The organism is Herbaspirillum lusitanum (genome assembly GCF_046025995.1).
GTDB classification, from domain to species: Bacteria; Pseudomonadota; Gammaproteobacteria; order Burkholderiales; family Burkholderiaceae_D; genus Herbaspirillum; species Herbaspirillum lusitanum_A.
In genome coordinates, this window is the sequence record NZ_JAQQFM010000005.1 from 157708 (window position 1) to 180884 (window position 23177).

The following is a 23177-nucleotide window of genomic DNA, read 5'->3' on the forward strand; positions in this document are numbered from 1 at the left end:
AAGATTCAATCGGCTGCAGACTTTTTCGTAAGCCTGGCCGTGTCGACTTGGATCACGGCGCCGAAATTGAACAGAAATAATCGGCAGATTTCACGATGAGCAGTTTTCATTTTGCATTGTGAAATACGCGATTGCACAGCACCAAAATTATTTTTCATTTTCAGAAATATGGTTTCGCATCGCAAAATTAATAGTCTAAGTGATTGAATATAAATAATAAAAAAATGTTTTTATGTCTTATATAAGACATTGTTGCTACGCACATCGAGGTCTACTATGAAGTCATGGAATTTGCAGTGCAAAGTGATTTTGAGCGCCGATGCGACGTGTTCCGAATTACTTTTCGCTCGTTTCAGGTTCATTTTCCCGGCTTCATTTTTTGACCTCAAAGGAGACTTACCATGGCAACTCGCGAACAACAAATTCAGGCGCTCACTACCGACTGGGCAGAAAATTCCCGCTGGAACGGCATCAAGCGCAATTACAGCGCCGAGGACGTGGTGCGTCTGCGCGGCTCGGTGCAGATCGAGCACACGCTGGCCAAGCGCGGTGCGGAGAAGCTGTGGAATCTGATCAACAATGAACCCTTCGTCAATGCGCTGGGCGCTCTGACCGGCAATCAGGCCATGCAACAGGTGAAGGCCGGGCTGAAGGCGATTTATCTGTCGGGCTGGCAAGTGGCCGGCGACGCCAACCTGGCCGGCGAAATGTATCCGGATCAATCGCTGTATCCGGCCAATTCGGTGCCGATGGTGGTCAAGCGCATCAACAATACTTTCCAGCGCGCCGACCAGATCCAATGGTCGGAAGGCAAGAACGACATCGACTTTTTCGCACCTATCGTGGCCGATGCCGAAGCCGGTTTCGGCGGCGTGCTGAACGCCTTCGAGCTGATGAAATCGATGATTGAAGCCGGCGCCGCCGGCGTGCACTTCGAAGATCAGCTGGCATCCGTGAAGAAGTGCGGCCACATGGGCGGCAAGGTGCTGGTGCCGACCCGCGAAGCGGTCGAAAAGCTGAATGCGGCGCGCCTGGCGGCCGACGTTTCCGGCACCAATACGCTGGTGATTGCGCGTACCGATGCCGAAGCGGCCGACCTGCTGACTTCCGACGTGGATGACAACGACAAGCCTTTCGTCACCGGTGAGCGCACGGTCGAAGGCTTCTTCAAGACGCGCCCCGGCATCGATCAGGCGATCTCGCGCGGTCTGGCCTATTCCGAATATGCCGATCTGGTCTGGTGCGAAACCGGCAAGCCGGATCTGGCCTTCGCCAAAAAATTCGCGGAAGCGATTCATGCCAAGTTCCCCGGCAAGATGCTGTCGTACAACTGCTCGCCGTCGTTCAACTGGAAGAAGAATCTGGACGATGCCACCATCGCCAAATTCCAGCGCGAGCTGGGCGCCATGGGCTACAAGTTCCAGTTCATCACGCTGGCCGGTTTCCATGCGCTGAACTACTCGATGTTCAATCTGGCGCACGGCTATGCCCGTAACCAGATGTCGGCCTTCGTTGAACTGCAGGAAGCGGAATTCGCTGCCGCTGAAAAGGGCTTCACCGCCGTCAAGCATCAGCGCGAAGTCGGCACCGGCTATTTCGATGCGGTGACCCAGGCGATTCAGCAAGGTCAGTCGTCGACCACTGCACTGCACGGTTCCACCGAGGACGAACAGTTCTTCGAACAAAAGGCGGATCGAAAAGTGGCCTGATCAATTCAGGTGAAAGATTGCGAGAGGAGAGAGGGGACAACATCCCCGCTGTAAGAAAGGCCGCACTTCACAAGAGTGCGGCTTTTTTTATGGTCTGGCGAGATTTGATATGGCGAGGTCCAAACATGTGCGCCGTGTCGCGCCGACGCATTCAACATCACAGTGTGCGCTGGCCCTGAATTTCACCGTCGCGCACGTCGAACACGACCTCACCCAGGGCCTCCACATCGGCCGGATCGTGGGTGATCAGCAGCATCGGCACCTGCAATTGCTGCTGCAGCTCGCCGAGCTCCTTGCGCATGCGCTCCCGCAGCGAGAGGTCGAGCGCGGAAAATGGCTCGTCCAGCAGCAGGATGTCGGGCTCCGGCACCAGCGCGCGCGCCAGCGCGACACGCTGGCGCTGACCGCCGGAAATCTGTGCCGGATAATTGCCGGCGATGTTCTTGAGATCGAAGGCCTGCAACCACTTTTGCACCGAGGGATGCTCTGTCGGGCGAGACAGATTGAGGGCGCCGCTGCGCAGGCCGAAGGCGATGTTTTGCGCTACGGTCAGATGCGGAAACAAGGCGTAATCCTGAAACAGATAGGCCACCTTGCGTTGTTGCGGCTTCAGATTGATCCGCTGCCGGGCGTCGAACAGCAGGCGCTGATGCAGACGAATGCTGCCGCTGTCGGGTGTCATCAGGCCGGCCATGGCCTTGAGCGTCAGACTCTTGCCTGAACCCGACGGGCCATACAGCACGATGCGCCGGCTTTCCGAGGCAAAACTGATGTTCAGCCGGAAGCTGCGCTCGCCCGCCCGCAATTCTTTCTGGATCTGGATTTCTACGCTCACGATGGAAAATCTGTCGGGTCTGGTCGGTTTCGGAGTGCCTTGGTACGGCGCATTTTAGTCGTGTTCAGATCAGCGCAAAGGCAGCGGCGTGCGATTCGGCACCAGCCGTCCGGCCACCATCAGCACCACCACGCAGGTGATCGAAGTGATCAGTACCAGCATGGTGGCGGTGGCGTCGTCGCCGGCTTGCACCGCTTCGTATATCGCGACCGACAAGGTCTGAGTGCGGCCCGGCAGATTGCCGGCGATCATCAGCGTGGCGCCGAATTCGCCGAGGGCGCGGGCGAATGCCAGCAGCACGCCGGCGACGATGCCCTTGGCCGCCAACGGCAGGCTGACGCGGAAGAACACGCCGAGCTCGGAGACGCCCAATATGCGCGCGGCATCTTCCAGTTGTGCATCGACATTTTCAAACGCGGCGCGCGCCGCTTTCAATACCAGCGGAAACGCGACAATGGTGGAGGCCACCACGGCACCTTGCCAGGTGAATACCAGTTGCACGCCTATGCTGTCGAGCCAGGCGCCGAAAGTGCCGCGGCGTCCGAACAGCACCAGCAGGTAATAACCCAGAACAGTGGGCGGCAGCACCAGCGGCAAGGTCAGGATGGAGTCGACCAGGTCGCGTGCAGTCGAACGCCAGCGCGACAAGCCATAAGCCACTGCAACGCCGAAGATCAGATTGAGCGCGGTGGCCCAGCCCGCGACCTTGAGCGAGAGCAGCAGCGGTGTCCAGACTGAATGCATGAGGCAGCCTGGCAGTTTAAGGTTTCAGAAAACCATAACGCGCCAGCACGGTCTGGCCGGTCGGCGACAGCACGTAGGCCAGGAATTTGGCAGCCAGTTCGCTCTGCTTGGTGCCGGCGGTCAGGGCAATCGGATATGTCGCAGGCGAGTCGGAAGGAATGCGCACCGCGACCTTGACCTTGTCCGGCATCACTGCCGCATCGGTGGCGAACACGAAGCCGGCTTCGACTTCACCGCGTGCCACGTAATCCAGACTCTGGCGCACGTTCTGCGCCAGCACGCCCTTGGCCGAGACTTGATCCCACAGGCCGGCATGTTCCAGCGCGACCTTGGTGTAACGGCCGAACGGCACTGAAGCCGGATTGCCGTAGGCAATGTGCTTGACTTCGGGCTTGGTCAGGTCGTTCAGCGAACTCAGATTCAGCTTGCTGTCGTTCGGTACGATCAGCACGATCTGGTTGGCGGCGAAATTCTTGCGGGTGGCGGCATTGACGGCCTTTTCGGCGACCGCCTTGTCCATCGCGGTCTGATCTGCCGAGGCGAAGACATCGGCCGGCGCACCTTGCACGATCTGCTGCATCAGGATGTCGGAGGCGCCGAAATTGGTGATCACCTTGACGCCCGGATTCTGTTGCTCGAAGGACTGCGCCAGGTCCTTGAAGGCGTTGGTCAGGCTGGCGGCAGCCGACACCACCAGATCGGTGGCTTGCGCGGCCGGGGCCGAAAACAGCAGGGCTGTGGCCAATGCGATGCTGCCGGCAGCCTTGAATGTGGTCTTGGTGAACATGGATGTTTTCCTCGAAGTCTGATTCATTATGTGATGGCGAGGGCGGCAGGATTGCGCTGTACTTGCGGTCTTGCTCTGCCGACGCATGAAAATGGCCCTCGCAGACATGCAAAAGCGCGCACGGGCGTCATCCTTCGTGCGCGCTTTGAAATCGCATTCGGAATATACGCAAGGATATAACGAGCGTCAACCGCAGGTCTTGCCGGCTCCTTGCTGACTGCAATCCGGTATTGCGTCTTAACCTCGGGCCGCTAAATCTGTCGCATCCGCCACAATTCTGTCTGACCATCTGCATCTGCCTTGTTACAATCTCGCGCATGACTTATTCCAAGGCCGTCAGATTACGCGTGATGCAGGGCGAAAGTATTGCTTTCGGCCCCGGCAAGGCCGAACTTTTGCAGGCGATAGAACGTAGCGGCTCAATCTCCGGCGGTGCGCGTGAGATGGAAATGTCCTATCGGCGCGCCTGGTTGCTGGTGGAAGAAATGAACCGCTGTTTTGCTTCGCCGCTGGTGGAAACCGCAACCGGCGGCGCACGCGGCGGCGGCGCTGTGATCACCGCGCTGGGCCGGGAAGTCCTGGCTCGCTATCAACGCATGCAAAAGAAGGCAGAAACGGCCATCTCCGCCGATCTCGCCCATCTCAATTCCCTCATGTCGGATCAAGGCTGAGGCCGCCTGGCTATGCGCGATCTCTTGCTCAAATATCGCTTGCGCCTGATCAATGGCTTGCGCGTTTCCGAAACCCATTCCATGCTTTTGTGGGGCGCGGTAGCAGGTTTTGTCGGCGCGCTGGCGACCATTGCTTTTCGCGAATGCATCGCCGGTTTGCAGATCCTGCTGACCGGTCACAGCGGCAGTTTCGTCGAAATCGCCAAAGGCCTTCCATGGCAAATGCGAGTGTTGTTGCCGACTTGCGGCGGCATTGTGGCCGGCCTGTTCCTGGTCTGGGCCAAACGCATGCCGGCCAGCGCCGGCTCCGACTATATGGAAGCGGTGGCGATCGGCGATGGTCAGATTCCGGTGCGGCACACCTTGTTGCGCAGTATTTCATCGCTCTCCACAATCGCCTCCGGCGGTTCCATCGGCCGCGAAGGGTCGATGGTGCAACTGGCGGCCTTGTGCGCTTCGCTGATCGGGCGCATCTCTCATTTTCCTTCTTCGCGTCTGCGGTTGCTGGTGGCTTGCGGTGCCGCCGCCGGAATTACCTCGGCTTACAACGCTCCCATCGCCGGCGCTTTTTTTGTGACCGAGATCGTGCTCGGCGCGCTGGTGATGGAAAGCTTCGGCCCGGTGGTGGTGGCTTCGGTGGTCGCCAATATTACGATGCGCGAATTGCCGGGTTACAAACCGGCCTACGAAATGCCGTTCTTCCCGGAAATCGCCGGTCCCGAATTGTTGTTGTTCGTGCTGCTTGGGATTCTGGCGGGCTGTCTGGCGCCGCAGTTTTTGCGTCTGCTTGATTTCAGCAAGCAGGTGTTTCGCAAGACCAAGCTGCCGTTGCCGGTGCGGCTTGGCGTCGGCGGCTTGCTGGTCGGTCTGATCTCGGTGCAGGTGCCCGAGGTCTGGGGCAATGGTTACAGCGTGGTGAATTCCTTGTTGCATACGCACTGGGTGTGGACGGCGGTATTGTCGGTGGCGCTGTTCAAGATTCTGGCAACTGCGCTGACTACCGGGTCCGGCGCCGTCGGCGGTATTTTTACGCCGACCCTGTTCGTGGGGGCGGCTGCCGGTTTCCTGTTCGGCGACATGGCGCATGCCTTGCTGCCGTATCAGATCTCGCAACCGTTTGCGTATGCCATGGTCGGCATGGGCGCCTTTCTGGCGGCCGCCACCAATGCGCCGCTGATGGCGATTCTGATGATCTTTGAAATGACCCTCAGCTATCAGGTGGTCTTGCCGCTGATGTTGTCTTGTGTCGTTGCCTACGTGATCGCACGCAGTATCGATGGCCGCTCCATGTACGAGATCACGCTCAAGCGGCATCGCGACGCGCAGGAGCGCCTGAAGCTGCGCGGGACGCATATGAGCGAACTGATCCGCCCGGCCGAAACCGTGCTGGGCACTGAGGCGACGTTGTCGGAAATGAGTGCGCTGTTCTTCAAATATCCGGTCAAATATATCTACATTGTGGACGCTCGCAATTACTACTGCGGCGTCGTGGCCTTGCAGGACATCACGTCTTGCCTGATGGATAAGAAAGATGCCGGCGACAAGCGCGCCAGGGATTTTCTGCGGCCCCATTTTCTGCACGAAGTGACGCCCGAAATGTCGCTGGGCGAAGCGCTGGAATTGTTTCTCGATCATCAGGGCGAGCGTTTGCCTGTGATTGCGAGTAGCGAAGAGCCGCTGCTGCTGGGCGCGGTCTACAAGACCTCATTGCTGGATGCTTACTTCAGGCTGGATCGCGTGGCTAACAGTTAAGCCTGGAAGTAACTATTACTTGAGCGCGCTGAGAAAGCCGGGATCGGAATTGAGAAGCAGTGAGCGAATGCGAGTGAAGCCTTGCAGTAAAGAATTGTTAAGCGCGGAGTAGTTTGTAACAATAAAGGGAGCCGTCCGCTATTCAGCGTTTATCCTTGTTAGAATGCCAAATTATTCGCTGATTCGGCAAAAATATCCTTGAGTCAAAGACGTTTGACCCAAGCAAAGTAACGTTTAAAGAGAACTGATTTTCTTATGCTGAGTTACCGCCACGCCTTCCACGCTGGCAATCACGCCGACGTGCTCAAGCACTCCGTGACGATCCAATTACTGCGTTACCTCGGTCAAAAAGAAACCGCCTACATGGTGATCGACACGCACGCCGGCGCCGGTGTGTATGCGCTCGATAGCAATTTCGCCAGCAAGAATGCCGAGTATGAAACCGGCATAGCACGTTTGTGGGATCGCGACGATCTGCCCGAAGCGCTGGCCGAATACGTTCAACTGATCAAAGACATGAACCCGAGCGGCAAGATGCGCTACTACCCGGGTTCGCCTTATTGCGCGGAAAAGAAGATGCGCGAGCAGGATCGCTTGCGTCTGTTCGAGCTGCATCCCGCCGAAGGCAAGATTCTGGAAGAAAATTTCCGCAAGCTCGAAGCACATGCCCTGGCGCAAGGACAACGTCCTTCGGCGCGCGGCAAGCGAGTGATGGTGCAGCGGGCCGATGGCTTCGCCAGTCTGAAAGCCATGTTGCCGCCGCCTTCGCGTCGCGGCCTGGTGCTGATCGATCCTCCTTACGAAGACAAGCGCGATTATTCGCGCGTGCGCGATGTGCTGGAAGAAGCGCTGCTGCGTTTTCCGACCGGCACGTATGCGGTCTGGTATCCGGTTCTGCAACGCAATGAATCCAAACAATTGCCTGAGCGCCTGAAGCGCCTGGGTGCCAAGAGCTGGCTGAATGTGACCTTGTCTATCCATGGCCCGGCGCCGGATGGCTTCGGTCTGCACGCCAGCGGCATGTTTATTCTGAATCCGCCATGGACGCTGGAACCGATGCTGCGTGAGATGATGCCGTATCTGGTCGACGTGCTCGGCGTGGATGAAGAGGCAGATTTTCTGCTGGAGACAGGTGAGGCATGACGTATTCGCAATTTTTCCGGGTCGGAGAAAGTGCTGTTTTTTTTCAGCGGGCAAGCCTGTGTTTTGCCAAAGAAGCGGTAACAGCGCTTACAATGCGCGATGTTGTTCAGGGAAAACATTTCACGCCGTTGCTGGGGTAATTTAAAACAATAACCATGACCGACTCGCCTTCCGATCAAATCAACCCCGTGCTGCCTGCGCTCGATTTTTTCCTTGCCCGCCAACCGATTCTGAATCGCGAGCAGGAACTGATCGGCTACGAACTCCTGTTTCGCAGCGCCGCAGTAGGTCCGGCCAACGTCAAGGACGACGTGTCGGCGACCGCCGCGGTGATCGCACACGCCTCCGAACTCGGTCTCAATAACGTCATCGGCGCGCTGCAAGGCTTCATCAATGTTGATGCCGCTGTGCTGATGAGCGACTTCATCCATTTTCTGCCGGCCGACAAGGTAGTACTGGAAATTCTGGAAACCGTCAAAGTCACGCCTGAACTGGTGGCACGCGTCAAGCAACTGGCCGACGCCGGTTATGTCTTTGCGCTGGATGACGTGGTTGCCGCCTCGGAAGAGATCGAGCAATTGATGCCGCTGGTCAAGATCATCAAGATCGACGTGATGGAAGTGGATCCGAGCAAGTTGCTCAAGCTGAGCGTGCACTTCAAGCGCGCGGACAAGAAGCTGCTGGCCGAGAAGGTCGAAACCCTGCAGCAGTTCCGCGATTGCGTGACCTTCGGCTTCGACTACTTTCAGGGCTATTACTTCGCCAAGCCCATGGTCTTGCAAGGCAAGAAGCTGGAAGCCTCCAAGATCGTCATCATGCACATTCTGGCGCTGCTGGTGCGCAATGTGGACAACGGCGAAATCGTGCGCTACATCAAACGCGATGTGGCGCTCAGCCTGACCCTGCTGCGATTGGTCAATACGCCGGTCTACGGCTTCCAGAAGTTCATCGATTCGCTGGGCCAGGCTCTGATCGTGCTGGGGCGCCGGCAATTGAAGCGCTGGATGCAGATTCTGCTGTTCGCCAATACCGATCGCCACAAGGCGCACACGCTGTCGCCGCTGCTGATTCTGGCGGCCACGCGCGGCAAGATGCTGGAGCTGATCACCGAGAAGATTCGTCCGGGCCGTCGCAAGATGTCCGAGATTTCCTTCACCGTCGGCATCATGTCGCTGGTCGATGTGCTGTTCGGCATGAACATGGAAGGGGTTTTGCGCCAGATCACCGTCAGCGCCGAAATTCGCGAAGCCTTGCTGCATCACGGCGGTTTCTACGGTTCAGTCTTGCGCCTGGTGGAGTGCACCGAGCAGCGCGAAGATAATCTGGTGGAAATGAATGCGCTGCTGACCGAACTCTCGCTGACCTGGGAAGATTTCTTCGAGGCTGAAAAGCTGGCCTTCGAATGGGGCAACAGCATTTCCACCAACCTCGGCGTGCCATCGCCGGCGGCTCAGGAAGCGTTCAAGGACGAGGACGACGACGATTGAGGTGGAGGCAGGCAGCTTGTGTATGCTGCCATCGCCGTCCCGGTTGAGCATGACGCCGTCTTTGCCCCAGACATTCGACAAGTCTGCAATGCGGCAGGTCTCAGTACCGTCCGGTGCTGTCTTGATTTCAGCGATTCTTGCGCCTGATCAGCGCCAGGAATTTCCGGCCCAGCCGCTTCACACGCTGCAAACCGCTCCACATCGCTGATGACCGATCTCGATTTTCCCTGCGCATTTTCAGCGCTTCCCAATACCGTTTGACGCCCAGCCTGATGCTCGCCATGAGGCCTTGAATCTGCCGCCAGCCGCGCGTTGCGTGCAGCTGAGCAATCATCTTGTCCTTGAAATTCAGCAGGGTAATACGCCAGCGCGCGAACCATGCCAGCTTCAGCAGATTGCGCTGTGTCAGCAGATAAATACGCGCTACCAGGGCGGTGCCGAGTACCTTGGCGATCAGGATCACCAGCAAGCCCAGCGTCGGATGGCCGTGCGCGATCGACATCAGCGCCAGCAGTTTGACCGGGAGCAGCAAGAGGCTGGGTGCGATGAAAATGGCCAATGCAGCATAGGGCGGCAAGTCCGCAATCCAGCGCTGCACGCGCATCAGCAGAGGCCAGTTGGGCAGCCAGTCCATGAAACGCTGCGTCACTGCCCACAGCCATTCCTCCAGCATCAGCAGCAAGGCGATCAGCCAGATGCAGGGCGCCAGCAAGACCTTGCGCAACCGGACCGCGAAGCTGCGCAGCGGGCGAGGGGATTTGTTCAACGTGGGAGTGGGCGCTCAGCGCGGTTCACGGGTTCTGGCGTGCATTGATCTGGCGTAGCCAGCGGTCGCCCCATTTGATGTCGCTCATGCAGGATGCATAGCCGGTCACGGTGCGCGCGGCGCGTTCCAGCAACTGGATGTCGGCCTCGTGCTGGCGCGCGACGTGCGGGTCTTCCAGGAACAGCACGCGCCGGCATTGTTCATCGAGGATCAGTTCTGCGATCTGCGCATCGCCGCCCAGCGGACCGCTCAGGAAAGGCTTGACCCAGTTGCGACCGGCTTCTCCCTTGATCTTGACCGCCAGCTCATTGAGCAAGCCGCCGGTGGTGCCGGTAGCGCAGCGGAAGCCGAATTTGTCGAGTACCTCGAAATGTTTTTCAGCCAGCTCCAGCATGCGCGACTTCATGGCATCGTGCGCGATCAGGGCGATGCCTTCCTGCGCCAGATCGAAGCGATCGTTCAGTGCCGGATCAGGCGCGGCGCCGTTGGCCACCGCTTCCAGTTCGAACCACTCCTGCGCGCCGGCCAGCGTCGATAAAAACGGCTTGCCGTGAATCACGCACTGGCGCTTGAGCGCCACGGCTTCCGGGAAGGTGGAAGAAGGATCGACCGGATCGATCAGATAGATGATGGCGTCCAGCGTGCGTGCCGGGTCGGTATCGACCACGCGCGACACCAGCTTCATCAGGCCGCCCTGGCGGCCGTAGGGAAAGCGCTCGATGTGCGCATAGCCGTCCAGCAGCTTCATCTGGCCCATCGCATCCAGCGTGCGGCCGACCACGATCAGCTCCGGTTGCAGCAGCTCTATGCATGTACGCGAGCCGCTCAGCAGTTGCACCAGTGCGGAGTCCGGTGCGTCCTGATGAGCGCGATTGGCGGCCAGGCCGATACGATAGCGGGAAGTGTTTGAGGGCATGGAAGACATGGGCGTCGGGAGTGTTGAGCGGTGGGCTGAATGCGGCAATGGTGTTGAGGCGATCCGACGATGATTGAGTACGCAGGGACTGCCATTCATTTTTATGCGATCCGCAGGCCGAAATATGCAGCGCGCGGAGATGCGTTCGCCGCGACTTTAACATACCGTTAAAATGCGAGATAGTCGGATGCCGTGCTGCGCGCCAATGCCGCAGCTGCAGCATCTGCCGCTGCGGCATGCATGCCGGGAATCAGGGCAATCAGAGAGTTGAAGAATCATGAATAAAGCGTTTGTAAAAGAGTCCGATGGCGACGACGATGATGAGCTGGCCTTGCCGGCAATTCCCGCCGGCACCAAGAATTACATGACGCCGGCCGGTCACCTGCGCATCAAGAATGAGTTGCTCAAGCTGATCGACGAGGATAGGCCGGAAGTTGTACGCATCGTGTCCTGGGCGGCGTCCAACGGCGACCGCTCGGAAAATGGCGACTACATCTACGGCAAGCGCCGCCTGCGCGAAATCGATCGCCGCATCCGCTTTCTGACCAAGCGTCTGGATCTGGCCGAAGTGGTCGATCCGGCGGTGCATCACGGCAGCGACCAGATCTTCTTCGGCGCGACCATTTCCTACGAAAATCAGAAGGGCGAAGCGCATACGGTGACCATCGTCGGCATTGATGAGCTGGATCCCCTGAATGGAAAAATCAGCTGGATTTCGCCGGTGGCGCGCGCCTTGACCAAGGCACGCGAGGGCGACGAGATCAGCCTGCAGACGCCGGCCGGCGTCGAACAACTGACGATACTGGAAGTCTCCTACCCGGCGCCGCAATCCTGAGTCTGCCCCGCCGGCTTGCGCCGCGCTGTTCTGACGTCGGCGCTCCCAATTAGTAGATAGAGCCTCATCCTGAGCCCATGTGTTGTGCCTGCCTGCGCGATGCCTGTGTTCCGGGCTAGGCCTTGCCGGATTTTAATGTTCGCGCTGGCATGAATTTCGCGTAAGCAGGAGTCGAACGGCGCAGAGTGTGCAGCTTATGCAGTCAAACGGGGAAAAATACGGCATCATGCCGCTCCTGCTGCAATCAGAATAAATGGCAACACCGTAGTAAATGTAAAAGGGGAACTATGTCGATCGTCTATGCCAGTCTGAATCATCCGCAACGCGTGGCCCTGGCCGCCGAGGTGCACTCGCGGCCGTTTTTGCGGCTGCATGCGCCGGAGACGCTGACCCACCTCGCTGTGTATGTGCGTGAAGCGGGCAACGGCATCAACCACGGCAAGGATCAGCATGTCTTGCTCAGTGCGCTGTGCACGCATTTCGGCGTATCTGCACCGGATCAGGAAGCCAAGCACTTCTATCACGACTTTGGCCGTTTTCGCCTGAAGTGGGAATGCCACACCGAATTTGCCACTTACACTTTTGCGCAAGAGCATCAAAGCGCCTTGCCGACGGCGCAGGCCTTTGCACAGGTGCCGCTGGCGCATGTGCCGCAGGAGTGGCTGCTGTCGCTGCAAGGCAAGATCATGGTGGCGGCGCACGTGGTGCTGGAGCATGGCGCCGACGATACCGCGCAGACCGCACAAGACATGGAGGCCATCTTCGAAGGCAAGCTGATGACCTCCAGCAAGGTCTTGCAGGGCGGCGAAATCTGGACCGACTTTGTCATCCAGTCGGACGGCTTCAGCCGCTTCGTGGTGCGCGACATCGATCTGCGCGATCTGCAGGGCGGCCGTCTGGTGCAACGCATTCTGGAAATCGAAACCTATCGCATGATGGCTCTGCTGGGCTTGCCGCATGCGCAGCAGGCCGGGCCGACCATGAATCAGATCGAAGGCGATCTGGCGGCGTTGACCGCCGCGATGGTGACCGCCGATCAATCCTTCAAGGGCACCCCGGAAGAGCACGCCGAGGATGAGCGCATCCTGCGCAAGATTACCGGCCTGGCGGCGCGCATCGAAAAGATGTCGCTGGAAAACAGCTATCGTTTTTCCGCCTCGCAAGCTTATTTCAGGCTGGTGCAGGCGCGCATCGAAGAGTTGCGCGAGACCCGCATCGAAGGCGTGCCGACCATAGGCGAATTCATGGACCGGCGATTGGCGCCGGCGATGAATACCTGCCAGGCGCTGGCGCAGCGGCAGGCGGCGCTGGCCGAGCGGATTGCACATACCAATGATTTGCTGCGCACCCGCATCGGCATCGTGCAGGAGCAGCAGAACCGGCAAATCCTGCAATCGATGAATGCCCGCGCGGCGCAGCAACTGAAGCTGCAACAGGCGGTGGAAGGCCTGTCGGTGGCGGCGATTTCTTACTACATGGTGGGCTTGTTCGGCTATCTGGGCAAGGCGGCCAAGGCGGCCGGCGTGCCTATCAATCCCGAGATCGCCACCGGCATCGTGGTGCCGGTGTTCGCGGCAGTGGTGTGGCTGGGCTTGCGCCGTCTGCACAAGGGCATGCACGAGCATTGAGTCGTGCCGGCTGGCGCTGCCGTGCAATGCTGACTGGCGGCGCACAGTCTGACCGCAATGGAAAACACCTCCGTCAGCTTCTCCGCATCGCTCATGCGATGGGAGAAGGGCGGAGGTGTTTTTTTATCGGCCAGACTATGGCGCGGCAGGTAAAAGGTTGAAACGAGCTGGTGCAGATCAGATTGCAGCGGCGATCTTTTCCTGAGCTTGGGCAATCGCCTTCTTGCTGCTTTCTTCACCCATGGCGACGCCTTCAGCGATCACCAGTTCGACTTCGGTCATGCCGATGAAGCCGAATGCGCTCTTGATGTACTTGCCCTGGAAATCCAGTGCTTCCATCGGGCCTTCCGAGTACATGCCGCCGCGCGACAAGATCACCACCACGCGCTTGCCGGTGACCAGGCCGACCGGGCCGGTTTCCGAATAGCGGAAGGTGCGACCGGCGCGGAACACATGGTCGATCCAGGCCTTGAAGGCCGATGGCGGCGCAAAGTTGTACATCGGCACGCCGATCACGATGGTGTCGGCCGCCAGCAGTTCGTCCACCAGTTTGTCGGACAGCGCGATCAGGCTTTGCTGCTCGGCGCTGCGCTGTTCTGCAGGCGTGAAGTAGGCGCCCAGCAGCGCTTCGGTGACGTGCGGCAAGGCCTCAGCGGCGAGGTCGCGATGCACCACGGTGCCGCCGGCGTTCTTGGCTTGCCATTGCTGCGCGAAGGACGCGGTCAGTTGGCGCGAGATGGAGCCGTTGGTACGGGCGCTGGAGTCGATCTGCAATAAGGTGCTCATGTTGATTCCTTGGGTTGGGAGGATGCCGCAGGAGGCGCCTGGCGCACAACGGCAATTCCGGTTGATGTTCAATGATTCGGCGCCGATTCGCCGGGAAGGGTGTTTGCCCAAGCCCCGACGATCAGACCGCGCCGGATTGCTTGGTGAAGAGGGCTTTGGCAGCGACTCAGGCATGCAGGCTTTCTGGCGATGAAGTGAGCATAGAGAGATTTCATTCGCAACATAAGATAGGGGAGTATGATTTCACTCATCCATTTTTATGAGTAATGAGTTCATCCATGCCCGATCTCAACGATATTTCCCTGTTCGTCCAGGTGGTGCGGGCCGGCAGCTTTGCTGCGGCAGGCCGCAAGCTGGGCATGCCATCCAACACCATCAGCCGTCGCTTGCAGGCGCTGGAGTCCAATCTCGGCCTGCGGTTGCTGCAGCGTTCCACGCGGCAACTGAATGTGACTGCCGCCGGACGTGAATTCTTCGAGCGCTGTGCCCCCGGCATTGAAGACATCGAACAGGCCAGCGCCAGCCTCCATGAACTCAGCCGCGAGCCCAGCGGCAGTTTGCGGGTGGCGGCGCCGGCCGATTTCTTCGACAATTTCTCGATGGACTGGATACAGGAATTCATGCGCATGTATCCCAAGATCCAGCTTGAGTTTCTCCTCAGCGACAGCCGCGCCGACCTGATTGCCGAAGGCATCGATCTGGCGTTTCGCGGCGGACATCTGCCCGATTCCACGCTGGTGGCGCGCAAGCTGGCGGACAGTCATCGCGGGCTGGTAGCCAGTCCGGTCTATCTGGAGCAGCACGGTGCGCCTCAGAGTCTGGCCGACCTGGCTACGCATCAGTGCCTGGCGGCCTCACATGCGACGCAACACACCACGTGGAAGCTGGAGGGGCCGGGCGGCATGGAAAGTGTGCGGGTGGCGCCACGTCTGTGCATCAACACTGCCCAAGGTCAGTTGCGTGCCGCGCGCGCAGGCCTGGGAGTGGCCTTGCTGCCGTCCCTGCTGGCGGCCGAGGATTTGCGCAAGGGCAGCCTGATTCACGTGCTGCCGAGCTATCAGCGCGATCTGACTGCGCTGTATGCGGTCTACCCGCATCGGCGTCAACTGGCGCCGGCAGTCAGCGCCATGATCGCCTTTGTGGCCGGCAAGGTAGAGCATGGAGCTTGTGACGGCGGCATCACCGGGACGAACGCGCCGCCGCGCATGCGTATTTTTGCGGAGCAGATGGCCTAGTCGCTGAGGCGTCGTCCGACTTTCTGTCTGGCGTGGCAGACAAAGCAAAGAGGCCTGCACGGAAATGCAGGCCTCTTTCTGTTTTTGCAGTTGAATACATTGCAGTGCTCGATCTGAGCAGCCTAGCCGCGCTCACGCAAAATGCGCGCGACGCTGTCGATCTTGCGGATGCCGCGCATGGTGCGCGCCAGATGCACGCGATCTTCGACCTGAATGGTGAAACGCAGATACTTCATCGATGCATCGCCTTCGTCGTCCATGCTGACCGACATGATGTTGGCGTCGGCCTCGCCGATTTCGGCGGCAATGCGCGCCAGCGTGCCGCGCTGATTGTGGATCAGGATGGTGATGCGGCAATCGAAGCGGCGATTCAGATCGTGGCCCCAGACCAGATCGATCCAGCGATCCGGTTCTTTTTCATGCAGGCGCTTGGCGGTTTCGCATTCTTCGGTATGCACCACCAGGGTCTGATCCGGCTTCAGATAGCCGGTCAGGCGGTCGCCCGGAATCGGCATACAGCACGGCGACAACTGCGCAGATGCACCCTCATTGCCGGTGATGACGACCGGATCAGGCTTGCTCGGCAGCACGTGGCCTTCCACATCCAGTTGCGGCACGCTGGTGTTGGTGTCGAACATGCCCATGATGTGGCGCGCCACCAGCGGCGCCATGCGCGTCCCGATGCCGATTTCGGCATGCAGGTCTTCCATGGTCTTGGCGCTGGACTCGTTGAGCAGACGATCGATGATGTGCGGCGGCAATTCGGCATCCAGCCCCAGCGCTTGCAGCGCACTGCCGAGCAGGCGCTTGCCCAGCGCCTGGGATTCGACCTGATTCACCGTGCGCAGACGATGGCGGATCGCCGAGCGCGCCTTGCCGGTACGCACATAGCCCAGCCAGTTCGGGCTGGGGCGCGAGCTCGGCGAGGTGATGATCTCGACGATGTCGCCATTATGCAGTTCTGCGCGCAGCGGCACCGGTTCGTGATTGACGATGGCCGAGGTGGTTTGGTCGCCGACGTCGGTGTGAATGCTGTAGGCGAAGTCGAGCGCCGTGGCGCCGCGCGGCAGTGCAATGATCTTCGACTTGGGCGTGAACACGTAGACCGAATCGGGAAACAGGTCGACCTTGACATGCTCCAGAAACTCGGCCGAGTCGCCGGTCTGTTTCTGTATGTCCAGTAGCGATTGCAGCCAGGCGTGGGTACGTTGTTGCAAATCGGTCAGACTGCCTTCGTCATCTTTGTACAGCCAGTGCGCAGCCACGCCGGATTCGGCGACACGGTGCATTTCCTGGGTGCGGATCTGGAATTCAACCGGTGTGCCGTAGGGGCCGATCAGGGTGGTGTGCAGCGATTGATAGCCATTCAGCTTGGGAATCGCGATGTAATCCTTGAACTTGCCCGGCATGGGTTTGAACAGCGAGTGCAGGGTGCCCAGCGCGACGTAGCAGTTGGCGAAACTGTCGACCACCACGCGGAAACCATAGACGTCAAGCACCTGCGAGAACGACAGATGCTTGTTGCGCATCTTGCGGTAGATGCCGTACAGGGTTTTTTCACGGCCGTCGACCTGGGCCGAGATGCCGGCGGCGATCAGCGTGCTGGTCACCGATTCCATGATCTTGGTGACCACTTCGCGACGGTTGCCGCGCGCCGCTTTCACCGCTTTCAGCAGGGTCTTGTGACGCAGCGGGTGCAGGTGCGAAAACGACAGCTCCTGCAACTCGCGATAAATATTGTTGAGCCCGAGCCGGTGCGCGATCGGCACGTAGACTTCCATGGTCTCGCGGGCGATGCGGCGTTTTTTCTCCGGCGGCATCGAGCCCAGCGTGCGCATGTTGTGCAGGCGATCGGCCAGCTTGACCAGGATCACGCGCACATCGCGCGCCATCGCCAGCAGCATCTTGCGGAAGTTTTCGGCCTGCGCTTCGACCTGGCTCTGAAACTCGATCTTGTCCAGCTTGGACAAGCCGTCAACCAGCGACGCCACCGGCGCACCGAAGCGCTCGATCAGCTCTTCCTTCTTGACTCCCTGATCTTCCATCACATCGTGCAGGAAGGCGGCCATCATGGCTTGCGCATCCAGCTTCCACTCGGCGCAGATTTCGGCGACTGCGAGCGGATGAGAGATGTAAGGTTCACCGGATTTGCGCATCTGACCCAGATGCATTTCATCGGCAAAGCGATAGGCTTCCTTGACCTTCTTCAGTTCGGAAGGCGTCAGGTACTCTTCGAGCTTGGGAATCAGGTGAGCAAAAGTCGCTACCCCGCTGTGCAACGCAGGTGGGGCGGCTTCTGTCGGGGAAGACGAGCGCCCGGATCCGGGTGCTCGTTTGCTGCTAGGCGTAGCTGATAACGTAGAATCTGTTGGGGTCAGGCTCATACTTGATCGATATCAGCTTCATGGAAGGGGCGAGGGAACTTAGGCCGGAACCTTCTTGAGCATTTCGATGCCGACCTTGCCGGAAGCGATTTCGCGCAGCGCGGTCACGGTTGGCTTGTCTTTGGCTTCGACCTTAGGCGTGTGGCCTTGCAGCAATTGACGTGCGCGATAAGTCGCAGCCAGCGTCAGTTGAAAACGGTTAGGGATATGCTTGAGGCAATCTTCGATGGTGATACGGGCCATAAGAACTCCTGAAATGCGGTGAAATCTGATCGGTTCCGGAATGCTCCGGGCTGAATCTGCTACTGAATTTGCTGCTTTTACCTGAGCTGTTTGCGCTGTCTGCCTGCCAAGCTAGAAGCCCGCTTTTCAGCGGGCTTTCGGTCCATCTCCGGCAATCCTTGTAAAGCTTCTCGATGCTTCCTGCACCTGCTTGCACCTGGCATTACTGGTTGGCGTGAATGCCAAGCTGGTTGAACAGATGCGTATTGCGCGCTGCTTGTTGCGGGAAACGGCATCTTGCTGCTTTCACGATTGCCATCAGTTCTGACAAAGCGACTGCAAACTCTTGATTAATAATAACATATTCGAACTCGGGAGAGTGCGCGATTTCGCCGCCGGCTGCCAGAATGCGGCGCGTGATGACATGGGGCTCATCCTGGCCGCGCTTCTTGAGGCGCTCTTCCAGCGCCGCAATCGACGGCGGCAGAATGAAGATGCCGATCGCATTCGGGAATTGCTTCTTCACTTGCTGCGCGCCTTGCCAGTCGATTTCCAGCAGCACGTCGGTGCCATTGGCGATCTGATCGGCGATCATCAGGCGCGAGGTGCCGTAATAATTGTCGTGGACTTCCGCCCACTCCAGAAACTCGCCTTCAGCCTGACGCTTGAGGAAATCCTCGGCGTCGGTGAAATAGTATTGGCGGCCATGTTCTTCGCCCGGGCGCGGTGCGCGCGTAGTGTAGGAAATCGACAGTTTGATGGCCGGCTCCTGTTGCAGCAGGGCGTTGACCAGTGTCGATTTGCCGGCGCCGGACGGTGCCACCACCATGAACAGGCTGCCGGAGGTATGTGATTTTGCGGGCATGAGATCTCTCGCGTAAATGGTTTTATATGACGGGTGTGGCTGGCTTGCCGGGCGCGTTTGGCGGCGCGGCCGGCAAGTCTGAGAATTACTCCAGATTCTGAACCTGTTCGCGCATCTGATCGATCAGCAGCTTGAGCTCCATGGATGCATCGGCCAGTTCCTTCATTGCCGCCTTGGATCCGACGGTATTCGCTTCACGATTCAGTTCCTGCATCATGAAATCCAGGCGCTTGCCGACCTGGCCGCCTTTTTTCAGGATGTGCCGGGTTTCCGAAAGATGCGTAGCCAGGCGGGCCAGTTCTTCAGCGATGTCGATGCGGATGCCGTACAGCGTGACTTCCTGGCGGATGCGCTCCAGCGACTCTTCGCGCGATAGCGTCGGCGCGACATTGCCTTCTTTTTGCGTCGCTAGTCCCAGCGCCTCGGTCATGCGGTCAGTGGCTTTTTGCTGGAATTGCGCCACCAGTTGCGGCACCAGCGGCGTAATGCGTTGAACGATGGCTTCCATCGCATCGACCCGCGCCAGAATCACGGCTTGCAAGGCCGCACCTTCGCGCGCGCGGCTGTCGACGAAAGCATCCAGCGTTTGTGTCATCGAGGCCAGAATATCGGCCTGCAAGCTCTCCTGACTGATTTCCGCTTCTTCGATCACGCCCGGCCAGCGCAGCAATTCATTCACCGACAGCGGTGGGGCATCCGGAAATTGCGCGCGCAGCTGGTCTTGCATCGCCGCCAAACCATTGATCAGGCCGGCATTCAAGGCTTGCGTGCTGCCGCCGGCCACCTTGCGGCCGAAGCTCAGGCGGCATTCCACCTTGCCGCGCACCAGACGGCCCATGATAGCTTCGCGCAGTGCCGGTTCGACCGAACGCAGATCGTCATTGATGCGGAATTGCAGATCCAGAAAGCGCGAGTTCACGCTCTTGAGTTCCACCGTAATCGTTCCTGCCGTGCTTTCGCGCGTGCTGACCGCGTAGCCGGTCATGCTGTAAATAGTCAAATTCAACTCCGGGTGAGGCATGCCTCGGCGCACGGAATGCGGGGCGGCATGCAACATGTATGTCCATAGGGAAATGAGCGAGATGAGCCCTTGCGCGAATGTCCCGCATGGCGTGCTTATATTGTGCTTGGTGGCCGGCTTCCTTTACAAAGACGCCGTTTGTCAACACAATGCCGGGTCAAAACGCATCCGCTTTCGTGGTGCGTGCAAGCATCATCTCGTCGGATATCGCATTTTAATGAAGATTACCGGCTGCGGGCTATTAAATGATCTGCAGATGATGCCCGCTTTGCGCCGGGTGATCTTTTTAGTGCTGCGAGTCTCGCATGGCACATCAACCTGATCCGGCGTCAGCTTCGAACTGCGGGCCCGCTGCATCAGATCTGAGCGGGCTTTGCACAGAATCCGGCTGCGCAGTCGCGCACACTACACATGTTCAAAAGGAAATCTTTAATGTCAAATTCACATCGCCCCAGCGGCCGCTCGACCTCCCAACTGCGCGACGTGCGGCTGACGCGCCAGTACACCAAGCACGCTGAAGGTTCGGTGCTGGTCGAATTCGGCGATACCCGCGTTCTGTGTACCGCCAGTATTGAAGAGAAGGTGCCGGGTTTTCTGAAAGGCAAGGGGCAGGGCTGGATGACCGCCGAGTACGGCATGCTGCCGCGTTCGACGCATACCCGCATGGATCGTGAAGCCGCACGCGGCAAGCAATCCGGCCGCACCCAGGAAATTCAGCGCCTGATCGGCCGCTCGCTGCGCGCCGCTTTCGATCTGGAAGCCTTCGGCGAACGCACCCTGCATCTCGACTGTGACGTGCTGCAAGCCGACGGCGGCACCCGTACCGCCGCGATCACCGGCGCCATGGTGGCCGCGCATGACGCCTTCTCGGTGCTGCTGCAACGCGGACTGATCACCACCATTCCGATCAAGCATTTTGTCGCGGCGATTTCGGTCGGCGTCTACAAGGGCGTGCCGGTGCTGGACCTGGACTATCTGGAAGATTCGGACTGCGACACCGACATGAACGTGGTGATGACCGACGCCGGCCATTTCGTCGAAGTGCAGGGCACGGCAGAAGGAGCCGCCTTTGATCGCGCCACCCTGAACAGCCTGCTGGATCTGGCGCAGCAAGGCATTGCCGAGCTGAATCAATTGCAGAAAAAGGCGCTCGCTCTTTAATCAACAAGCCGGCTGCAGCAAGCGGCCGGCGCCGAATCCTTTTACAATTCAGGCTTGCGTGCGTCATCGGGCCGAGTTATCAAGCATGTATCAAATCCGGCGCCGCCAAGCTTGCTGAACACATAGGATATCCATAGAAAACGCCATGTTGAGCGCTTCCGACATGGCGTTTTTATTTGCGTCGCCGACCGTCTGAATCAGCTATCGGGACAACGCAGCAAACACATTTACGACCACTCCGGACGCACATCATCCAAGCAGAAAGCCATCAGCCATGACACAGAAAATCGTTCTTGCCTCCAACAATGCGGGCAAACTCAAGGAATTCGCCAGCCTGCTCGGCGAGATCGGCCTGGACGTGCGTCCGCAAGCTGAATTCAATGTGCCGGAAGCGGAAGAACCCTTCGCCACCTTTGTGGAAAATGCGCTGACCAAGGCGCGTCACGCGGCGCGCCTGACGGGCCTGCCGGCGCTCGCGGATGACTCAGGCGTGTGCGTCAACGCGCTGGGCGGCGCACCCGGCGTGTATTCGGCGCGCTATGCGGGCGAACCGAAATCGGACGCCGCCAACAACGCCAAGCTGGTGGCCGACCTTGCCGCACATGCCGACAAATCGGCGTACTACTATTGCGTGCTGGTCTATGTGCGCCACGCCGACGATCCGCAACCGGTGATCGCTGACGGCGTCTGGCCCGGCGAAATCGTTGCCGCGCCGCAAGGCGAGGGCGGTTTCGGCTACGACCCGTATTTCTTGCTGCCGCAACTGGGCAAGACCGCAGCGCAGTTGTCGGGCGCCGAAAAGAACGCCGTCTCGCATCGCGGCCAGGCCTTGCGCGCATTGGTCGGGAAGTTGAAATGATTCCGATCAAACCGATCGGCGCCAACGTCGCGCCGGAACAGGCGCAACCGGGTGCGGCACGCGCTGCGCTGGCGTTTCTCAAGCCGGGCAGCCTGCAACTGAGCGCCTTGCCGCCGCTATCGCTGTACGTGCACTTTCCCTGGTGCGTCAAGAAATGCCCCTATTGCGACTTCAACTCGCATGAAGCCAAAGGCGGCGCGTTCCCCGAACAAGCTTATCTGGATGCATTGCGCACCGATCTGGAACTGGCTTTGCCGCTGATCTGGGGCCGCAAGGTCTATTCCATCTTCATCGGCGGCGGCACGCCGAGCTTGTTGTCCGCCCAGGGGCTGGATCGTCTGCTCTCCGATATCCGCACCTTGTTGCCACTGGATAACGGCATCGAAATCACGATGGAAGCCAATCCCGGCACCTTCGAAGCTGAAAAATTCAAGTCGTATCGCGCCAGCGGCATCACCCGTCTGTCGATCGGCATTCAGAGTTTCAATCCGCAGCATCTGAAAGCGCTGGGCCGGATTCACGACGGCGCGCAGGCGCTCAAGGCGGTCGACATTGCGCAAGCCAATTTTGATAACTTCAATCTGGATCTGATGTACGCCTTGCCTTCGCAAACGCTGGCCGAGGCGCGGCACGATATCGAAACCGCCATCGCCTTCCAGCCGCCGCATCTGTCGCTGTATCACCTGACGCTGGAACCGAACACGCTGTTCGCCAAATATCCGCCGGCGGTGCCGGACGACGACGCCAGCGCCGACATCCAGGACATGATCGCCGAGCTCACTTCCAATGCCGGCTATCAGCATTATGAAGTCTCGGCCTACGCCAAACCGGAGCGGCGCGCGCGCCACAATCTTAACTACTGGCAATTCGGCGACTATCTGGGCATAGGCGCGGGTGCGCATTCCAAGTTGTCGTTTCCACATCGCATCGTGCGCCAGATGCGTTACAAGCATCCCCAGACCTATCTGGAAAAAACGCAGGCCGGCGTCCCGGTGCAGGAAGAGGCCGAAATCGGTCGCGATGCGCTTGGTTTTGAATTCATGCTGAACGCTTTGCGTCTCAACGAAGGTTTTCCCGCAAATCTGTTCAGCGAGCGCACCGGGATGAGCATCAATCAGATCGAACAAGCGCTCGATGAGGCCGAGCGCAAGGGGATGTTGCACCGCGACCACATTTCCATCCGCCCCACCGATTTGGGCCGCCGTTTTCTGAATGATTTACAAGAAATTTTTCTCAGTGAGTAAAGCGTGATGCAAGCTCATCTTTATGGGTTATATTTAGAAAATATTTTGATTTAATCAAGAGTTCTCAAGGGAAACTTTTTTATTCATTAATTAATAATTTACAAAATTGTCGCCAACCGATTGTCGC

At 59.0% G+C, this 23177-nt stretch carries 22 protein-coding genes; 12 read left to right on the forward strand and 10 right to left on the reverse strand.

Features of this window, described 5'->3' with window-relative positions; all coding sequences use genetic code 11:
* Positions 1-401: 401 nt before the first annotated feature.
* Positions 402-1709 carry an isocitrate lyase gene (gene aceA, locus PQR62_RS12035; RefSeq protein WP_408158153.1) on the forward strand — a complete coding sequence of 436 codons (1308 nt, stop codon included), beginning with the start codon at positions 402-404 and terminating at the stop codon, positions 1707-1709.
* A gap of 157 nt (positions 1710-1866) precedes the next feature.
* Here the strand turns inward: aceA and PQR62_RS12040 are convergent, their stop codons facing one another.
* The 3 genes from PQR62_RS12040 to modA form a co-directional block, all read right to left on the reverse strand.
* A complete protein-coding gene (locus PQR62_RS12040; RefSeq protein WP_408158155.1) occupies positions 1867-2544 on the reverse strand; it encodes a sulfate/molybdate ABC transporter ATP-binding protein in 678 nt (225 codons plus the stop codon).
* 69 nt (positions 2545-2613) lie between these two features.
* The gene (gene modB / locus PQR62_RS12045; RefSeq protein WP_408158157.1) at positions 2614-3288 is read right to left on the reverse strand and encodes a molybdate ABC transporter permease subunit; all 675 of its coding nucleotides are present in this window, start codon (positions 3286-3288) and stop codon (positions 2614-2616) included.
* Between the two features lie 16 nt (positions 3289-3304).
* The gene (modA, locus tag PQR62_RS12050; RefSeq protein ID WP_408158159.1) at positions 3305-4075 is read right to left on the reverse strand and encodes a molybdate ABC transporter substrate-binding protein; all 771 of its coding nucleotides are present in this window, start codon (positions 4073-4075) and stop codon (positions 3305-3307) included.
* Between the two features lie 317 nt (positions 4076-4392).
* On the opposite strand from modA, the gene PQR62_RS12055 reads away from it, so the two are divergent.
* The 4 genes from PQR62_RS12055 to PQR62_RS12070 all read left to right on the forward strand — a co-directional run bounded on the left by PQR62_RS12055 (position 4393) and on the right by PQR62_RS12070 (position 9128).
* Positions 4393-4746, forward strand: a complete 354-nt coding sequence (locus PQR62_RS12055) for a winged helix-turn-helix domain-containing protein (protein WP_408158161.1) — start codon at positions 4393-4395, stop codon at positions 4744-4746.
* Positions 4747-4758: 12 nt separating this feature from the next.
* Entirely contained in the window at positions 4759-6498 is a 1740-nt protein-coding gene (locus tag PQR62_RS12060) for a ClcB-like voltage-gated chloride channel protein (RefSeq protein WP_408158162.1), read from the forward strand.
* A 255-nt stretch (positions 6499-6753) separates the two neighbouring features.
* Positions 6754-7641, forward strand: coding sequence for a 23S rRNA (adenine(2030)-N(6))-methyltransferase RlmJ (locus tag PQR62_RS12065; RefSeq protein WP_408158164.1), 888 nt, complete (start codon positions 6754-6756; stop codon positions 7639-7641).
* Positions 7642-7796: 155 nt separating this feature from the next.
* Positions 7797-9128 (forward strand): EAL and HDOD domain-containing protein, encoded by a 1332-nt coding sequence (locus PQR62_RS12070; RefSeq protein WP_408158166.1) that lies wholly within the window; start codon positions 7797-7799, stop codon positions 9126-9128.
* A gap of 127 nt (positions 9129-9255) precedes the next feature.
* On the opposite strand, the gene PQR62_RS12075 is transcribed toward PQR62_RS12070, so the two are convergent.
* Positions 9256-9894, reverse strand: coding sequence for a hypothetical protein (locus PQR62_RS12075; RefSeq protein WP_408158168.1), 639 nt, complete (start codon positions 9892-9894; stop codon positions 9256-9258).
* A gap of 25 nt (positions 9895-9919) precedes the next feature.
* The gene (locus PQR62_RS12080) at positions 9920-10810 is read right to left on the reverse strand and encodes a methylglyoxal synthase (RefSeq protein ID WP_408158170.1); all 891 of its coding nucleotides are present in this window, start codon (positions 10808-10810) and stop codon (positions 9920-9922) included.
* A gap of 277 nt (positions 10811-11087) precedes the next feature.
* Between PQR62_RS12080 and greB the strand changes: the two genes are divergently transcribed.
* Both greB and PQR62_RS12090 read left to right on the forward strand, forming a co-directional pair.
* Complete coding sequence (gene greB / locus PQR62_RS12085) at positions 11088-11645, forward strand: transcription elongation factor GreB (protein ID WP_408158171.1); 558 nt, start codon at positions 11088-11090, stop codon at positions 11643-11645.
* A gap of 287 nt (positions 11646-11932) precedes the next feature.
* Complete coding sequence (locus tag PQR62_RS12090) at positions 11933-13273, forward strand: DUF3422 family protein (protein WP_408158173.1); 1341 nt, start codon at positions 11933-11935, stop codon at positions 13271-13273.
* Between the two features lie 177 nt (positions 13274-13450).
* Here the strand turns inward: PQR62_RS12090 and PQR62_RS12095 are convergent, their stop codons facing one another.
* Entirely contained in the window at positions 13451-14059 is a 609-nt protein-coding gene (locus PQR62_RS12095; RefSeq protein ID WP_408158175.1) for an FMN-dependent NADH-azoreductase, read from the reverse strand.
* Between the two features lie 278 nt (positions 14060-14337).
* Between PQR62_RS12095 and PQR62_RS12100 the strand changes: the two genes are divergently transcribed.
* Positions 14338-15294, forward strand: coding sequence for a LysR family transcriptional regulator (locus PQR62_RS12100; protein ID WP_408158177.1), 957 nt, complete (start codon positions 14338-14340; stop codon positions 15292-15294).
* Between the two features lie 122 nt (positions 15295-15416).
* Here the strand turns inward: PQR62_RS12100 and PQR62_RS12105 are convergent, their stop codons facing one another.
* The 4 genes from PQR62_RS12105 to PQR62_RS12120 form a co-directional block, all read right to left on the reverse strand.
* Positions 15417-17678 carry a RelA/SpoT family protein gene (locus tag PQR62_RS12105; RefSeq protein WP_408158179.1) on the reverse strand — a complete coding sequence of 754 codons (2262 nt, stop codon included), beginning with the start codon at positions 17676-17678 and terminating at the stop codon, positions 15417-15419.
* A gap of 39 nt (positions 17679-17717) precedes the next feature.
* A complete protein-coding gene (gene rpoZ / locus PQR62_RS12110) occupies positions 17718-17921 on the reverse strand; it encodes a DNA-directed RNA polymerase subunit omega (protein ID WP_408158181.1) in 204 nt (67 codons plus the stop codon).
* A gap of 202 nt (positions 17922-18123) precedes the next feature.
* On the reverse strand, positions 18124-18765 hold the full coding sequence (gmk, locus tag PQR62_RS12115) for a guanylate kinase (RefSeq protein WP_408158183.1): 642 nt from the start codon (positions 18763-18765) through the stop codon (positions 18124-18126).
* 85 nt (positions 18766-18850) lie between these two features.
* On the reverse strand, positions 18851-19765 hold the full coding sequence (locus PQR62_RS12120) for a YicC/YloC family endoribonuclease (RefSeq protein ID WP_408158185.1): 915 nt from the start codon (positions 19763-19765) through the stop codon (positions 18851-18853).
* A gap of 73 nt (positions 19766-19838) precedes the next feature.
* On the opposite strand from PQR62_RS12120, the gene PQR62_RS12125 reads away from it, so the two are divergent.
* The 4 genes from PQR62_RS12125 (at position 19839) to hemW (ending at position 23050) form a co-directional block, all read left to right on the forward strand.
* Positions 19839-20108 carry a hypothetical protein gene (locus PQR62_RS12125; protein WP_408158187.1) on the forward strand — a complete coding sequence of 90 codons (270 nt, stop codon included), beginning with the start codon at positions 19839-19841 and terminating at the stop codon, positions 20106-20108.
* Positions 20109-20218: 110 nt separating this feature from the next.
* A complete protein-coding gene (rph, locus tag PQR62_RS12130; protein WP_408158188.1) occupies positions 20219-20947 on the forward strand; it encodes a ribonuclease PH in 729 nt (242 codons plus the stop codon).
* Between the two features lie 274 nt (positions 20948-21221).
* The gene (gene rdgB / locus PQR62_RS12135; RefSeq protein WP_408158190.1) at positions 21222-21806 is read left to right on the forward strand and encodes an RdgB/HAM1 family non-canonical purine NTP pyrophosphatase; all 585 of its coding nucleotides are present in this window, start codon (positions 21222-21224) and stop codon (positions 21804-21806) included.
* Entirely contained in the window at positions 21803-23050 is a 1248-nt protein-coding gene (gene hemW, locus PQR62_RS12140) for a radical SAM family heme chaperone HemW (RefSeq protein ID WP_408158192.1), read from the forward strand. Before rdgB ends, hemW begins: the two co-directional genes overlap by 4 nt.
* The last annotated feature ends 127 nt before the right edge of the window (positions 23051-23177 follow it).